Source organism: Flavobacterium microcysteis, from assembly GCF_006385255.1.
GTDB classification, from domain to species: Bacteria; Bacteroidota; Bacteroidia; order Flavobacteriales; family Flavobacteriaceae; genus Flavobacterium; species Flavobacterium microcysteis.
Genome location: NZ_VFJE01000056.1, coordinates 628881 through 643598, shown reverse-complemented (window position 1 = coordinate 643598; position 14718 = coordinate 628881). Strand labels below are relative to the sequence as shown.

The window sequence follows — 14718 nt, the reverse complement described above, 5'->3', positions numbered from 1 at the left end:
TTAATAATTATATTCTTCTTTTGCAGCCATTAGCTCATTGTATTCTTCTTTAGAACCTACAATTACGTTATCGTAATCTCTCATACCTGTACCAGCAGGGATTCTGTGTCCAACGATAACATTTTCTTTAAGTCCTTCAAGCATGTCTACTTTTCCAGCAACAGCAGCTTCATTCAATACTTTAGTTGTTTCCTGGAACGATGCCGCAGAGATGAATGATTTAGTCTGCAACGAAGCTCTTGTAATACCTTGTAATACTGGAGTCGCTGTAGCCGTGATAACATCTCTTGCCACAACTTGGTTTTTATCCGTACGCTTCAATAGTGAGTTTTCATCACGCAATTGGCGAGGAGAAACAATCTGTCCTGCTTTAAGGTTTTCAGAATCACCAGCATCTTCAATCACTTTCATACCGTAAAGTTTATCATTTTCATAGATAAAGTCTTTAGTATGGATTAGTTGATCTTCAAGGAACAATGTATCTCCTGGATCTTGAACCTGAACTTTACGCATCATCTGGCGGATTACAACTTCAAAGTGCTTGTCGTTGATTTTTACCCCTTGCAGACGGTAAACTTCTTGAATTTCATTTACCAAGTATTGTTGTACTGCTGATGGTCCTTGGATTCTCAAGATATCATCTGGAGTAATTGCTCCGTCAGACAATGGCATACCCGCTTTTACGAAGTCATTTTCTTGTACAAGAATCTGGCTTGAAAGTTTCACAAGATATTTCTTGATTTCACCAAATTTAGACTCGATTACGATTTCACGGTTACCTCTCTTGATTTTGCCAAATGAAACAACACCGTCAATTTCAGAAACAACAGCCGGGTTCGAAGGATTACGAGCTTCTAACAACTCTGTAATTCTTGGAAGACCTCCGGTAATATCTCCTGCTTTTGAAGAACGACGTGGTATTTTTACTAAAACTTTACCAGCTTTAATTTTCTCACCGTTTTCAACCATCAAGTGGGCACCCACTGGCAAGTTGTACGAACGGATCAATTCACCATCTTTTCCGTAAATCAATAAGGTAGGAATCAATTTCTTGTTTCTTCCTTCAGAAATTACTTTCTCCTGGAAACCAGTCTGCTCATCGATCTCAACCTGGAACGATTGTCCTTGTTCAAGATCTTCGTAAGCAACTTTACCTGTGAATTCAGAGATAATAACTCCGTTATATGGATCCCACTTACAGATTGTTGTTCCTTTTTCTACTACATCACCATCCTTAACAAAGATACTAGAACCGTAAGGGATGTTATGCGTATTAAGGACAATACCTGTCTTAACATCTAGCAATTTCAATTCAGTAGAACGAGAAATAACGATATCAGTAGTGTTTCCTTCAAGATCTTCACCTTTAACAGTTTTCAAATCTTCGATTTCAAGACGACCGCTGAATTTTGTTGTGATGCTTGATTCTTCAGAAAGACCTCCAGCAACCCCTCCAACGTGGAAGGTACGAAGTGTCAACTGTGTACCTGGCTCTCCAATCGACTGTGCAGCAATTACACCTACAGCTTCACCTTTTTGAGTCATTTTTCCAGTTGCCAAGTTTCTTCCGTAACATTTAGCACAAATTCCTTTTTCAGCCTCACAAGTTAATGGTGAACGAACTTCCACTTTTTCAATTGGTGATTCGTCGATTAACTTAACAATAGCTTCAGTAATTTGTTGTCCGGCAGAAACTAAAACTTCGCTAGTAAGTGGGTTGATTACATCTTGTAATGCCACACGTCCTAGGATTCTTTCTCCAAGAGTTTCAACAATTTCTTCGTTCTTTTTCAATGCTCCTACTTCAACACCTCTTAACGTACCACAATCTTCTGTGTTTACGATAACGTCTTGAGATACGTCGTGTAATCTTCTTGTCAAATAACCCGCATCGGCCGTTTTCAAAGCCGTATCCGCAAGACCTTTACGAGCACCGTGAGTAGAAATAAAGTACTCAAGGATCGAAAGTCCTTCTTTAAAGTTAGACAAGATCGGGTTCTCGATAATTTCACCACCACCAGCTGTCGATTTTTTAGGCTTAGCCATCAATCCACGCATACCGGTAAGCTGACGAATCTGTTCTTTAGAACCCCTCGCTCCAGAGTCAAGCATCATATACACAGAGTTGAATCCTTGTTGATCTTCTCTAATGTTTTTCATTGCTAATTCTGTAAGCAAAGCATTGGTTGAAGTCCACACGTCAATAACTTGGTTGTAACGTTCGTTATTGGTGATAAGACCCATGTTATAGTTCATTGAGATGCCTTCTACTTGTTCGTTGGCATCATCAATTAATGATTGTTTTTGATCTGGAATTTTGATATCTCCCAAACTGAATGACAAACCACCACGGAAGGCGAATCTGTAACCCATGTCTTTCATATTATCAAGGAAGGCAGCAGTTGTAGGAACATCTGTTACGCTTAAGATTCCACCAATAATATCTCTTAACGATTTTTTGGTCAATACCTGGTTGATATATCCAGCTGCCTCAGGAACTACTTCGTTGAAAAGTACACGTCCGGCAGTAGTTTGGATAATTTTATAAACCAATTCTCCATTTTCATTGAAATCTTTAGCTCTGATTCTCACTCTCGCATTCAATTCCAATCTTCCTTCATTCAAGGCGATATTTACTTCTTCAGCGGAATAGAATGTCAATCCTTCACCCAAGATTTTGTGCTCTGGTGTTGACAAACGCTCTTTGGTCATGTAGTACAGACCCAAAACCATGTCCTGAGAAGGTACTGTAATTGGAGCACCGTTAGCAGGGTTCAAGATATTGTGAGAAGCCAACATCAACAATTGAGCTTCCAGGATAGCCTCTGGTCCAAGTGGCAAGTGAACTGCCATCTGGTCACCATCGAAATCCGCGTTAAACGCCGTACAAACCAATGGGTGAAGCTGAATTGCTTTTCCTTCGATTAGTTTTGGCTGGAACGCTTGGATACCCAATCTGTGCAATGTAGGAGCACGGTTCAGCAATACAGGGTGTCCTTTGATTACATTTTCAAGGATATCCCATACTACTGGTTCTTTTTTATCAATAATCTTCTTAGCAGATTTTACAGTTTTTACAATTCCTCTTTCAATCAACTTACGGATTACGAAAGGCTTGTAAAGTTCAGCTGCCATATCTTTTGGAAGACCACATTCGAATAATTTCAATTCAGGTCCAACGACAATTACCGAACGAGCAGAATAATCCACACGTTTACCCAAAAGGTTTTGACGGAAACGTCCTTGCTTACCTTTCAAGGAATCAGAAAGTGATTTTAATGGTCTGTTAGATTCTGTTTTTACAGCAGAAGCTTTTCTTGTGTTATCGAACAACGAGTCAACAGATTCCTGCAGCATACGTTTTTCGTTACGAAGGATTACTTCCGGAGCTTTAATCTCCATCAAACGCTTCAAACGGTTATTACGGATGATTACTCTTCTGTACAAATCGTTCAAATCTGATGTTGCGAAACGACCTCCATCAAGCGGCACCAACGGACGCAATTCTGGCGGGATAACCGGAACCACTTTCATGATCATCCATTCTGGACGGTTCTCACGATTTTCGTTAGATTCACGGAATGATTCAACAACTTGAAGTCTCTTCAAGGCTTCAGTCTTACGTTGTTTCGATGTTTCGTTGTTTGCAGAGTGTCTTAATTCGTATGACAATTCATCCAAATCAATTCTTGCCAACAAGTCCATGATACATTCAGCACCCATTTTGGCGATGAATTTATTTGGATCGTTATCATCTAAATATTGGTTTTCCATTGGAAGTGTATCCAAAATATTCAGATATTCTTCTTCTGTTAAAAAGTCCAATCTACGTAATGAATCTCCATCAGGACCTTTAGCGATACCTGCCTGGATAACTACATATCTTTCGTAGTAAATGATCATATCCAATTTTTTAGACGGAAGTCCAAGGATATAACCAATTTTGTTTGGAAGCGAACGGAAATACCAGATGTGAGCGATTGGCACAACCAAATTGATGTGACCTACTCTATCTCTACGTACTTTCTTTTCGGTAACTTCCACACCACAACGGTCACAAACGATACCTTTGTAGCGGATTCTTTTATACTTACCACAAGCACATTCGAAATCTTTTACTGGACCGAAAATTCGTTCGCAGAAAAGACCGTCACGCTCTGGTTTGTGGGTTCTATAGTTGATAGTTTCCGGCTTCAAAACCTCACCTCTTGACTCAGCCAAGATAGATTCTGGAGAAGCTAATCCTATCGAAATTTTGTCAAACCTTTTAATTTGGTTTTTATCTTTATTTCTGTTCATCATAGTCTTTACTATTGATATTGTGATATTGAAAACCTTTTATTTGCTTAAAGCCCAAAGTTTAGGATGGATATCCTAAACTTTGGAACTAAAAACTATTCCTCTAATCTGATGTCTAATCCAAGACCTTTCAATTCGTGCATCAATACGTTGAACGATTCTGGTAATCCTGGTTCTGGCATAGTTTCACCCTTAACGATAGCTTCGTAAGTTTTAGCTCTACCAATAACGTCATCCGATTTAACAGTCAAAATTTCTCTAAGCGTGCTTGATGCACCGTAAGCTTCAAGAGCCCAAACCTCCATCTCTCCGAAACGCTGACCTCCGAATTGTGCTTTACCTCCAAGAGGCTGCTGAGTGATCAACGAGTATGGTCCGATAGAACGTGCGTGCATCTTGTCATCAACCATGTGTCCAAGTTTCAACATATAGATAACTCCGACAGTTGCTGGCTGGTGGAAACGCTCACCTGTTCCTCCATCGTAAAGGTACGTATGTCCGAATCTTGGGATTTCAGCTTCGTCAGTCAGTTTGTTGATTTGATCTAGAGAAGCACCGTCAAAGATTGGAGTAGCGAATTTTCTACCCAATTTCTGTCCAGCCCATCCAAGAACCGTTTCATAAATCTGACCGATGTTCATACGTGAAGGTACCCCAAGTGGGTTCAACACGATATCAACTGGCGTTCCGTCTTCCAAGAAAGGCATATCTTCGTGACGAACGATTCTAGCAACAATACCTTTGTTACCGTGACGTCCTGCCATCTTATCCCCTACTTTTAGCTTACGTTTTTTAGCAATGTACACTTTTGCCAATTTCAAGATTCCAGCTGGTAACTCATCTCCAACAGTAATCGTGAATTTCTCTCTACGCAATGCTCCTTGAAGGTCGTTTAGCTTAATCTTATAGTTGTGGATCAAGTCGTTAACCATTTTATTGGTTTCGTCATCAGCAACCCACTGACCTTTGCTTAAGTGTGCAAAATCTTCAACAGCATTTAGCATTTTTTGAGTGTATTTCTTACCTTTTGGCAATACTTCTTCACCCAAGTCATTCATAACTCCTTGCGAAGTTTTTCCGTTTACGATATTGAAAAGTTTGTCAACAAGCTTGTCTTTTAATTCAACAAATTTGGTTTCAAATTCCATTTCAAGAGCAGCCAAATCATCTTTGTCTTTGCCTCTCTTACGTTTATCTTTTACCGCTCTCGCGAATAATTTTTTGTCAAGAACCACACCATGTAATGAAGGAGAAGCTTTCAATGAAGCATCTTTCACATCACCAGCCTTATCACCAAAGATTGCTCTTAAAAGTTTTTCTTCCGGTGTTGGATCAGATTCTCCTTTTGGAGTGATTTTTCCAATCAGGATGTCGCCAGGTTTTACTTCAGCTCCAATTCTGATCATACCATTCTCATCTAAATCTTTGGTAGCTTCTTCAGAAACGTTTGGAATATCGTTCGTCAATTCTTCGTTACCTAGTTTAGTATCTCTAACCTCCAATGAATAATCATCGATATGGATAGATGTGAAAATGTCATCACGAACCACTTTTTCAGAGATTACGATAGCATCCTCGAAGTTGTACCCTTTCCAAGGCATGAACGCTACTTTAAGGTTTCTACCTAAAGCAAGCTCTCCGTTTTGAGTTGCATAACCTTCTGAAAGTACTTGTCCTTTAACAACTCTATCACCTTTTCTTACGATTGGCTTCAAGTTGATTGAAGTACTCTGGTTGGTTTTTCTGAATTTGATCAAATTATAAGTTTTTTCATCTGGGTCAAAACTTACCATTCTTTCTTCATCAGTTCTGTCATATTTAATAGTGATGATATTAGCATCAACATATTCAACGGTTCCATCACCTTCTGCATTAATCAAAACTCTGGAATCAGACGCAACCTGTCTTTCAAGACCTGTACCCACGATTGGAGCATCTGGTCTTAATAAAGGAACCGCCTGACGCATCATGTTTGATCCCATCAACGCACGGTTCGCATCATCATGCTCCAAGAAAGGAATCAACGATGCAGAAATCGAAGCGATCTGGTTTGGCGCAACGTCAGTATAATGAACAACGTTTGGTTCTACAACCGGGAAATCACCTTCTTCACGGGCAATTACTTTATCGGCAGTAATCAATCCTTCATTATCCATATCGATGTTGGCCTGAGCAATCATCTTACCTTCTTCTTCTTCAGCGCTCAAGTAAACCGGTTCAGATACTAAATCTACTTTTCCGTTAGTTACCTTACGGTAAGGAGTTTCGATGAATCCCATTCCGTTTACTTTTGCATACACTCCAAGAGAAGAAATCAAACCGATGTTTGGTCCTTCCGGTGTTTCAATCGGACATAAACGTCCGTAGTGCGTATAGTGAACGTCACGTACCTCGAAACCTGCTCTTTCTCTCGAAAGACCTCCAGGTCCAAGGGCAGACAATCTTCTTTTGTGTGTAATCTCTGCCAATGGGTTTGTTTGGTCCATGAACTGAGATAACTGGTTTGTTCCAAAGAAAGAGTTGATAACTGACGATAATGTTTTAGCATTGATCAAGTCAATTGGTGTAAACACCTCGTTATCTCTAACGTTCATTCTCTCACGAATGGTTCTTGCCATACGAGCCAAACCAACACCGAATTGAGCTGAAAGTTGTTCACCTACAGTTCTAACACGACGGTTTGACAAGTGATCGATATCATCAATCTCTGCTTTAGAGTTGATCAATTCGATTAGGTACTTAACGATAGTAATGATATCTTCTTTGGTCAAAACTTGTTTGTCCATAGGGATATCAAGATCTAATTTCTTGTTCATTCTGTAACGACCTACTTCACCTAAGTTGTAACGTTGGTCAGAGAAGAACAATTTATCAATGATACCACGAGCAGTTTCCTCATCAGGCGGTTCTGCATTACGCAACTGACGGTAGATATGCTCAACAGCTTCTTTTTCAGAGTTTGTTGGATCTTTTTGCAATGTGTTGTGGATGATAGCATAATCTCCTTGATTCGCATCTTCCTTGTGCAATAAGATTGTTTTTACGTTAGCATCGATGATTTCTTCAACATTATCTTTATCGATAATTGTATCACGATCAAGGATGATTTCGTTACGCTCGATAGATACAACTTCTCCTGTATCCTCGTCAACGAAATCTTCATGCCATGTATTCAAAACACGCGCAGCCAATCTTCGGCCGATGTATTTTTTAAGTCCTGTTTTTGAAACCTTGATTTCTTCAGCAAGGTCAAATATTTCAAGAATGTCTTTATCTCTTTCGAAACCAATAGCTCTGAACAGAGTCGTAACTGGTAATTTTTTCTTTCTATCGATATAAGCATACATTACGCTGTTGATATCGGTAGCGAATTCTATCCAAGAACCTTTGAAAGGAATTACTCTGGCAGAATATAATTTGGTTCCATTTGCGTGAAACGATTGTCCGAAGAAAACACCTGGTGATCTGTGTAATTGGGAAACAACAACACGTTCAGCACCATTGATAACAAATGTGCCACTAGGCGTCATATAAGGAATTGTTCCAAGATATACATCTTGTACAATAGTTTCAAAATCTTCGTGCTCTGGATCTGTACAATATAGCTTAAGTCTCGCTTTTAAAGGAACGCTATAGGTAAGTCCTCTTTCTATACATTCTTGAATGGTATAACGTGGTGGATCAACAAAGTAATCTAGGAATTCCAATACAAATTGATTTCTTGTATCTGTGATTGGAAAGTTCTCCATGAAGGTATTGTAAAGCCCTTCGTTGCCTCTTTCGTCAGATTTAGTTTCCAGTTGGAAAAAATCCTTAAAAGATTTTACCTGAATATCCAAGAAATCCGGATACTGAGGAATATTTTTTGTCGAGGCAAAATTCAATCTTTCAGTCTGATTTGTTATCATCAATGGACAAAATTTTGATTAAAAAAAAGTAGTTTTTGTGTAGACACACAGTTTAATTATACTTTCTTTTTGTAATCAATACATCTTTAAAAACACAGTTGGAAGAATCCGGTTTGATTTTTTGTCTTCGTATTGATCAAAAACTTTTTCGTATTTTAAACTATTATTATAATAAAACTTGATATAATTTTATTATACGAAAAATGGTTTAGGCCTTTGGACGTCTCTGTCCAAGGCCTAAACCTAAATATTTCAACTTAGTAAGCTTACTTAAGCTCAACTACAGCTCCAGCTTCTTCTAAAGATTTTTTAAGACCTTCAGCCTCATCTTTAGAAACACCTTCTTTAACGTTTGCAGGAGCAGCGTCAACTAAGTCTTTAGCTTCTTTAAGACCTAAACCTGTAAGTTCTTTTACAGCTTTAACTACAGCTAATTTAGAAGCACCAGCATCTTTCAATACTACAGTGAATTCTGTTTGCTCTTCAGCAGCTGCACCAGCATCACCACCACCAGAAACTACAACAGCAGCTGCAGCTGGTTCGATACCGTACTCATCTTTTAATATTGTTGCTAAATCGTTAACTTCTTTAACAGTCAAGTTAACCAATTGTTCTGCGAATTGTTTCAAATCTGCCATTTTTTCTATCGTTTAAATGATTTTTTTTAATATAATTTATTTGTGCGTACTGATTAAGATTCAGCTCCTTCTTCGTTAGCGAATTGGTTCTTAAGAGCAGAAATAACTCTTTGAGCCGGAGACTGAAGTAATCCGATGATTTCTCCGATAACTTCTTCCTTAGATTTAAGTGAAGCAAGAGAATCTAAAAGGTTATCTCCAATGTAGATTTCATTGTTGATGAATGCCCCTTTAAAAACTGGCTTATCAGATTTTTTACGGAATTCTTTGATGATTTTTGCAGGAGCATTAGCTACATCTGCAATGAATATAGAAGTGTTTCCTTTCAAAACTCCTGGTAGTTCACCGTAGTTGTTTTCAGAAGCTTCCATAGCTTTTTCAAGCAATGTGTTCTTAACAACTTCCAATTTAATACCAGCTTTGAAACAAGCTCTTCTTAAGTTTGAAGTAGTTTCTGCATTTAGTCCAGAAATATCTGCTACATAAACAATATTTGTACCAGCTAACTGTGCAGTTAAATCTCCAATCGCGATTGATTTTTCTTCTCTAGTCATACTAAAAATTTTTAACTACCAATTATACCGCTTTAGGATCTAAAGCAATAGCAGGACTCATTGTTGCTGAGATGTGGATACTCTTAATGTAAGTACCTTTCGCTGCAGTTGGTTTCATTTTGATTAATGTTTGAATAATTTCATGCGCGTTTTCTGAGATTTGCTCAGCACCGAAAGAAACTCTTCCGATTCCTGCATGAACGATACCAGTTTTGTCAACTTTAAAGTCGATTTTACCAGATTTTACTTCTTGAACTGCTTTTGCAACATCCATAGTAACTGTTCCAGTCTTAGGGTTTGGCATAAGACCTCTTGGTCCTAAGATTCTTCCTAATGGCCCTAGTTTACCCATTACAGCCGGCATAGTGATGATTACATCAACATCAGTCCAACCGTCTTTGATTTTTTGCAAATAGTCATCTAAACCTACGTGGTCTGCACCAGCAGCTTTAGCTTCAGCTTCTTTATCTGGAGTAACCAATGCTAAAACTCTAACATCTTTTCCAGTTCCGTGAGGCAATGTTACTACACCTCTTACCATTTGATTTGCTTTTCTTGGATCTACACCCAATTTAACAGCGATATCAACAGACTCATCAAATTTTGCAGAAGCAACAGACTTGATTAATGCAGAAGCATCTTTCAAAGAATACAGCTTATTTTTCTCAATTTTTGATGCAGCTTCTTTTTGTTTTTTTGTCAATTTTGCCATGTCTTTTCTTAATTAGAAGGAACGTCTCCCGTTACAGTTATACCCATAGATCTAGCTGTTCCAGCAATCATGCTCATAGCAGACTCAATTGTGAACGCATTCAAATCAGCCATCTTGTCCTCAGCGATTGCTCTAATCTGATCAACAGTAACTTTCGCTACTTTTTTACGATTAGGCTCTCCAGAACCAGACTTCAATTTTGCAGCTTCTAATAGTTGAATAGCAGCTGGTGGTGTTTTTACAACGAAGTCGAAAGACTTGTCTTTGTAAACAGTAATTTGTACTGGTAACACTTTGCCAGGCTTATCTTGTGTTCTTGCATTAAATTGCTTACAGAACTCCATGATGTTAACCCCAGCAGCACCTAGAGCAGGTCCAACCGGTGGCGATGGATTCGCGGCACCTCCCTTAACTTGTAGTTTAACTACTTTACTAATCTCTTTAGCCATTGTTTAAAAAATTTAACGCACCATCTTGGAAGCGATAGATGCGGTTTTTACTATATATGTAACAAAAATTATACTTTTTCAACTTGCATAAAGCTCAATTCCAATGGTGTTTTTCTACCGAAAATTTTCACCATTACTTCAAGCTTACGCTTTTCTTCATTGATTTTCTCAACAGTTCCATTGAAACCATTGAAAGGACCATCAACAACCTTGATTGTTTCTCCAACAGTGAAAGGAATCGCATGGTTATCTGTCTTCACAGCTAACTCATCAACTTTACCTAACATCCTGTTTACTTCAGATTGCCTTAAAGGCACAGGATCTCCACCCTTAACTTCGCCTAAGAAACCAATAACACTAGTAATAGACTTGATAATATGAGGTATTTCGCCAACAAGATTAGCCTCAATCATAACATAACCAGGAAAATAGACTTTGTCTTTGCTGATTTTTTTCCCATCTCTTACCTGTACTACTTTTTCAGTAGGCACAAGTACTTGAGAAATATAATCAGCCATTCCCAATCTGTTGATTTCAGTTTCGATATAAGCTTTGACTTTGTTTTCCTGTCCGCTTACCGCTCTGACCACATACCATTTTTTCACATTATTATCCGCCATCTCAAAAAATTAACCTTTTATCAAATTAAAGAAACCAGCTAATGCTTTTGCGAAAATAACATCTACTCCCCATGTTGCCAAGGCGAATATCACAGAGAAAACAGCAACTACAATTGTCAAGCGCTGAACTTCTGCCCATTCTGGCCAAGTAACATTATTTTTTAATTCACCGAAAGCTTCGGATATGTAATTAACAACTTTTGTCATTGTAATTTATTTTTGCACGGGCGGAGGGATTCGAACCCCCATCAACGGTTTTGGAGACCGCTATTCTACCCTTGAACTACGCCCGTTTATTAAAAACCAGCAGCATCCGAAAGGCGCTGCTGGTTCTTTAAGATATATTCTAATTACTCAACGATTTCAGTCACCTGACCAGCTCCTACTGTTCTACCACCTTCACGGATAGCAAAACGAAGACCTACGTTCATAGCGATTGGGCTCAACAAAGCAACATCGATAGTTAAGTTATCACCTGGCATTACCATCTCTACACCTGCTGGTAAAGAAATAACTCCTGTTACGTCAGTTGTACGTACGTAGAACTGTGGACGGTAGTTATTGTGGAATGGCGTGTGACGACCACCTTCTTCTTTTTTCAAGATATAAACCTCAGCTTTGAATTTAGAGTGTGGCTTAACAGATCCTGGCTTAATAATAACCATACCTCTTTTGATATCAGCTTTATCAATACCTCTCAACAACAAACCTACGTTATCTCCAGCTTCACCTCTGTCAAGGATTTTACGGAACATCTCAACTCCAGTGATTGTAGAAGTCAATTTATCAGCTCCCATACCGATGATTTCAACAGCATCTCCAGTATTAGCAACTCCAGTTTCGATACGACCTGTAGCAACAGTTCCACGACCTGTAATTGTGAATACGTCTTCAACTGGCATCAAGAATGGCTTAGCAACGTCACGAACTGGCTCTTCGATCCAGTTGTCAACTGCTTCCATCAATTCCATAATTTTAGGAACCCATGTAGCATCTCCGTTCAATCCACCCAAAGCAGAACCTTGGATAACTGGACCATTATCTCCATCATATTCGTAGAAAGACAATAAGTCTCTGATTTCCATTTCAACAAGCTCTAACAACTCAGCATCATCAACCATATCCACTTTGTTCATGAATACAACGATTCTAGGAATACCTACCTGACGACCTAAAAGGATGTGCTCACGTGTTTGCGGCATTGGTCCGTCTGTAGCAGCAACAACCAAGATAGCACCGTCCATCTGAGCAGCACCAGTAACCATGTTCTTTACGTAATCCGCGTGACCTGGACAGTCAACGTGAGCGTAGTGACGGTTAGCTGTTTCGTACTCAACGTGTGATGTATTGATTGTAATACCTCTTTCTTTTTCTTCAGGAGCATTATCAATCTGATCGAAAGATTTTGCAGCTGTTTTAGAAAAACCTGCTTCTGCCATTACTTTAGTAATTGCAGCAGTCAATGTAGTTTTTCCGTGATCTACGTGTCCAATTGTACCTATATTTAAGTGCGGTTTGGAACGGTTAAAATTCTCCTTTGCCATTTTACTTAATTTTAATCTTAGTTATATATTAGTGTTCAAATTCTTACTTACTTGAGCCAATGACGGGATTTGAACCCGTGACCTCTTCCTTACCAAGGAAGCACTCTACCCCTGAGCTACACCGGCAGGGAATCCTGTTTAGGATTTTTGATTTTGGATTTAAGATTTATGTCTAAATCTTAAATCCAAAATCAAAAAATCGTTGTTTTTGTGGGGAGAGCAGGATTCGAACCTGCGAAGGTTTCCCAACGGATTTACAGTCCGTCCTCGTTGGCCGCTTGAGTATCTCCCCTAACCATTTTATTTTCAATCTAATAAAAGAACTGAGCCGATAGAGGGACTCGAACCCACGACCTGCTGATTACAAATCAGCTGCTCTAGCCAGCTGAGCTACACCGGCAAACTCAATAAAAAAAGTCCGCTATTTCTAACGGACTGCAAATGTATATCATTTTGTTTCTTAATCAAAATATTTTTGAAAAAAATTTATATTATATATGTGTTCTTATCTTTTCTTTTCGTTTCAGCAACAACCTCTCTAAAGCTTCGGACGAAAGTTCGACTCCTTCTTCAAATGTTTTGCATTGTTTTTTAACAATAAATTCATCTCCAGGAACATGGATTTTTATCTCCACTATCTTATTCTCCTTATCACTCGTTTTTTCTACCTTTAAAAAAACATCTGACGAAACAACTTTGTCATAGTACTTTTCTAACTTATCCAATCTGGCTTGAATGAATGCCACAAGCTTTCCGTCAACATTAAAGTTAACTGCATGAACGTTTACCTTCATAATAAATAAAATTTTATACGGTTGAACATTTTGAATTACTTCTGATTCCGGGGATGAGCATCTCCATAAACCTTTTTTAGCTCAGCTAAGCTGCTATGGGTATATATTTGAGTGGATGCCAAACTGGAATGTCCTAATAATTCTTTTACTGAGTTTAAATCTGCCCCATTGTTTAGCATATGAGTCGCAAAGGTATGTCGCAAGACATGTGGACTCTTTTTTACTTTCTCTGAGACATTACTAAAGTACATATTTATTAGTCGATAAACAAGCGAATCGTTTAATTTAACTCCTTTTAACGTAAGAAAGAAAAACGCCTCATCCTTAATTTCTTTTAAGCCAGCTCTTTCAGATAAATACAATTGGATTTGATTCTCTATTATTGGCAATAATGGGAGAATTCTCTCTTTATTCCTTTTTCCTAAAACCTTTAGAACTCCTTTTGACAAGTCCACATTAGACATCTTAAGCCCGATGAGTTCCGCCCGACGTATTCCTGTAGTATAAAACAAATCAATAATGAGTTTGTCACGCATTCCTTCAAAACCTTCAGGATAGACTATATAGTTCAGCACATTATCCAATTCTTTTTCAGAAAAAGGAATTTGCAGTTTTTTTGGTGTTTTTAATGCTTTGTGCTTCAACAACGGACTCGCATCAATCCGCTTTATTTTTAATAGGAATCTATAAAACGATTTCAGAGAAGAAATCTTTCGATTGACAGAGATATTTGAGATACCGGCATCGACTAATGAAACAATCCAGCTTCGGATCTGACTATAATTCACATCCTCCAGACTGTCCTGATCAAAATCCTGTTTTAAAAAAAGACCGAACTCAGAGAGATCGTTGGTATAGGCCGTAACTGTGTGAAGGGAATAATTTTTCTCTTTTTGAAGATAATCTTTAAATGATTCTTTACTATCAAGCATAAAAAAACCGTTAGCATCAAAGGTATTAAACTTTCATGACTAACGGTTTTGTATCTTGAAGAAAATTAAATATTAATTCTCTAACTGATCTCTTAGGTTTTGGATGTAACCTGCTTTCTGGATTTGAGCTCTTCTGACAACAGATGGCTTAATGAAAGCCTGACGTGCTCTTAGTTGACGAACTGTTCCAGTCTTGTCAAATTTTCTCTTATAGCGCTTTAATGCTCTATCGATATTTTCTCCGTCTTTAATTGGTATAATTAACATA

Annotated in this window: 12 protein-coding genes and 4 tRNA genes; all 16 read right to left on the bottom strand. The window is 38.3% G+C overall.

Annotated features, from left to right (window positions below; translation table 11 throughout):
* The 16 genes from rpoC to rpsU all read right to left on the bottom strand — a co-directional run bounded on the left by rpoC (position 1) and on the right by rpsU (position 14717).
* Positions 1–4302 (bottom strand): DNA-directed RNA polymerase subunit beta', encoded by a 4302-nt coding sequence (rpoC, locus tag FJA49_RS16505; protein ID WP_140002277.1) that lies wholly within the window; start codon positions 4300–4302, stop codon positions 1–3.
* A gap of 92 nt (positions 4303–4394) precedes the next feature.
* Positions 4395–8207 carry a DNA-directed RNA polymerase subunit beta gene (gene rpoB / locus FJA49_RS16500; protein ID WP_140002275.1) on the bottom strand — a complete coding sequence of 1271 codons (3813 nt, stop codon included), beginning with the start codon at positions 8205–8207 and terminating at the stop codon, positions 4395–4397.
* A 266-nt stretch (positions 8208–8473) separates the two neighbouring features.
* Positions 8474–8845, bottom strand: coding sequence for a 50S ribosomal protein L7/L12 (gene rplL, locus FJA49_RS16495; RefSeq protein ID WP_140002273.1), 372 nt, complete (start codon positions 8843–8845; stop codon positions 8474–8476).
* Positions 8846–8898: 53 nt separating this feature from the next.
* The gene (gene rplJ / locus FJA49_RS16490) at positions 8899–9399 is read right to left on the bottom strand and encodes a 50S ribosomal protein L10 (RefSeq protein ID WP_140002270.1); all 501 of its coding nucleotides are present in this window, start codon (positions 9397–9399) and stop codon (positions 8899–8901) included.
* 22 nt (positions 9400–9421) lie between these two features.
* Positions 9422–10111 (bottom strand): 50S ribosomal protein L1, encoded by a 690-nt coding sequence (rplA, locus tag FJA49_RS16485; protein ID WP_140002268.1) that lies wholly within the window; start codon positions 10109–10111, stop codon positions 9422–9424.
* Positions 10112–10119: 8 nt separating this feature from the next.
* Positions 10120–10560 carry a 50S ribosomal protein L11 gene (gene rplK / locus FJA49_RS16480; RefSeq protein WP_140002266.1) on the bottom strand — a complete coding sequence of 147 codons (441 nt, stop codon included), beginning with the start codon at positions 10558–10560 and terminating at the stop codon, positions 10120–10122.
* Between the two features lie 68 nt (positions 10561–10628).
* Positions 10629–11180, bottom strand: a complete 552-nt coding sequence (nusG, locus tag FJA49_RS16475) for a transcription termination/antitermination protein NusG (RefSeq protein ID WP_056069301.1) — start codon at positions 11178–11180, stop codon at positions 10629–10631.
* A 9-nt stretch (positions 11181–11189) separates the two neighbouring features.
* Complete coding sequence (gene secE, locus FJA49_RS16470) at positions 11190–11387, bottom strand: preprotein translocase subunit SecE (RefSeq protein ID WP_140002264.1); 198 nt, start codon at positions 11385–11387, stop codon at positions 11190–11192.
* Between the two features lie 15 nt (positions 11388–11402).
* A tRNA-Trp gene (locus FJA49_RS16465) sits at positions 11403–11473 on the bottom strand.
* A gap of 57 nt (positions 11474–11530) precedes the next feature.
* Positions 11531–12724, bottom strand: coding sequence for an elongation factor Tu (gene tuf, locus FJA49_RS16460; protein WP_140002262.1), 1194 nt, complete (start codon positions 12722–12724; stop codon positions 11531–11533).
* Positions 12725–12778: 54 nt separating this feature from the next.
* Positions 12779–12850, bottom strand: a tRNA-Thr gene (locus FJA49_RS16455).
* A gap of 85 nt (positions 12851–12935) precedes the next feature.
* A tRNA-Tyr gene (locus FJA49_RS16450) sits at positions 12936–13016 on the bottom strand.
* A 34-nt stretch (positions 13017–13050) separates the two neighbouring features.
* Positions 13051–13124 (bottom strand) — tRNA-Thr (locus FJA49_RS16445).
* A 91-nt stretch (positions 13125–13215) separates the two neighbouring features.
* Complete coding sequence (gene hpf / locus FJA49_RS16440; RefSeq protein ID WP_140002260.1) at positions 13216–13518, bottom strand: ribosome hibernation-promoting factor, HPF/YfiA family; 303 nt, start codon at positions 13516–13518, stop codon at positions 13216–13218.
* A 35-nt stretch (positions 13519–13553) separates the two neighbouring features.
* Positions 13554–14450: a tyrosine-type recombinase/integrase gene (locus FJA49_RS16435; protein ID WP_140002258.1), complete on the bottom strand. Its 897-nt coding sequence runs from the start codon at positions 14448–14450 to the stop codon at positions 13554–13556.
* A 72-nt stretch (positions 14451–14522) separates the two neighbouring features.
* On the bottom strand, positions 14523–14717 hold the full coding sequence (gene rpsU / locus FJA49_RS16430) for a 30S ribosomal protein S21 (RefSeq protein WP_140002256.1): 195 nt from the start codon (positions 14715–14717) through the stop codon (positions 14523–14525).
* Position 14718: the final 1 nt, after the last annotated feature.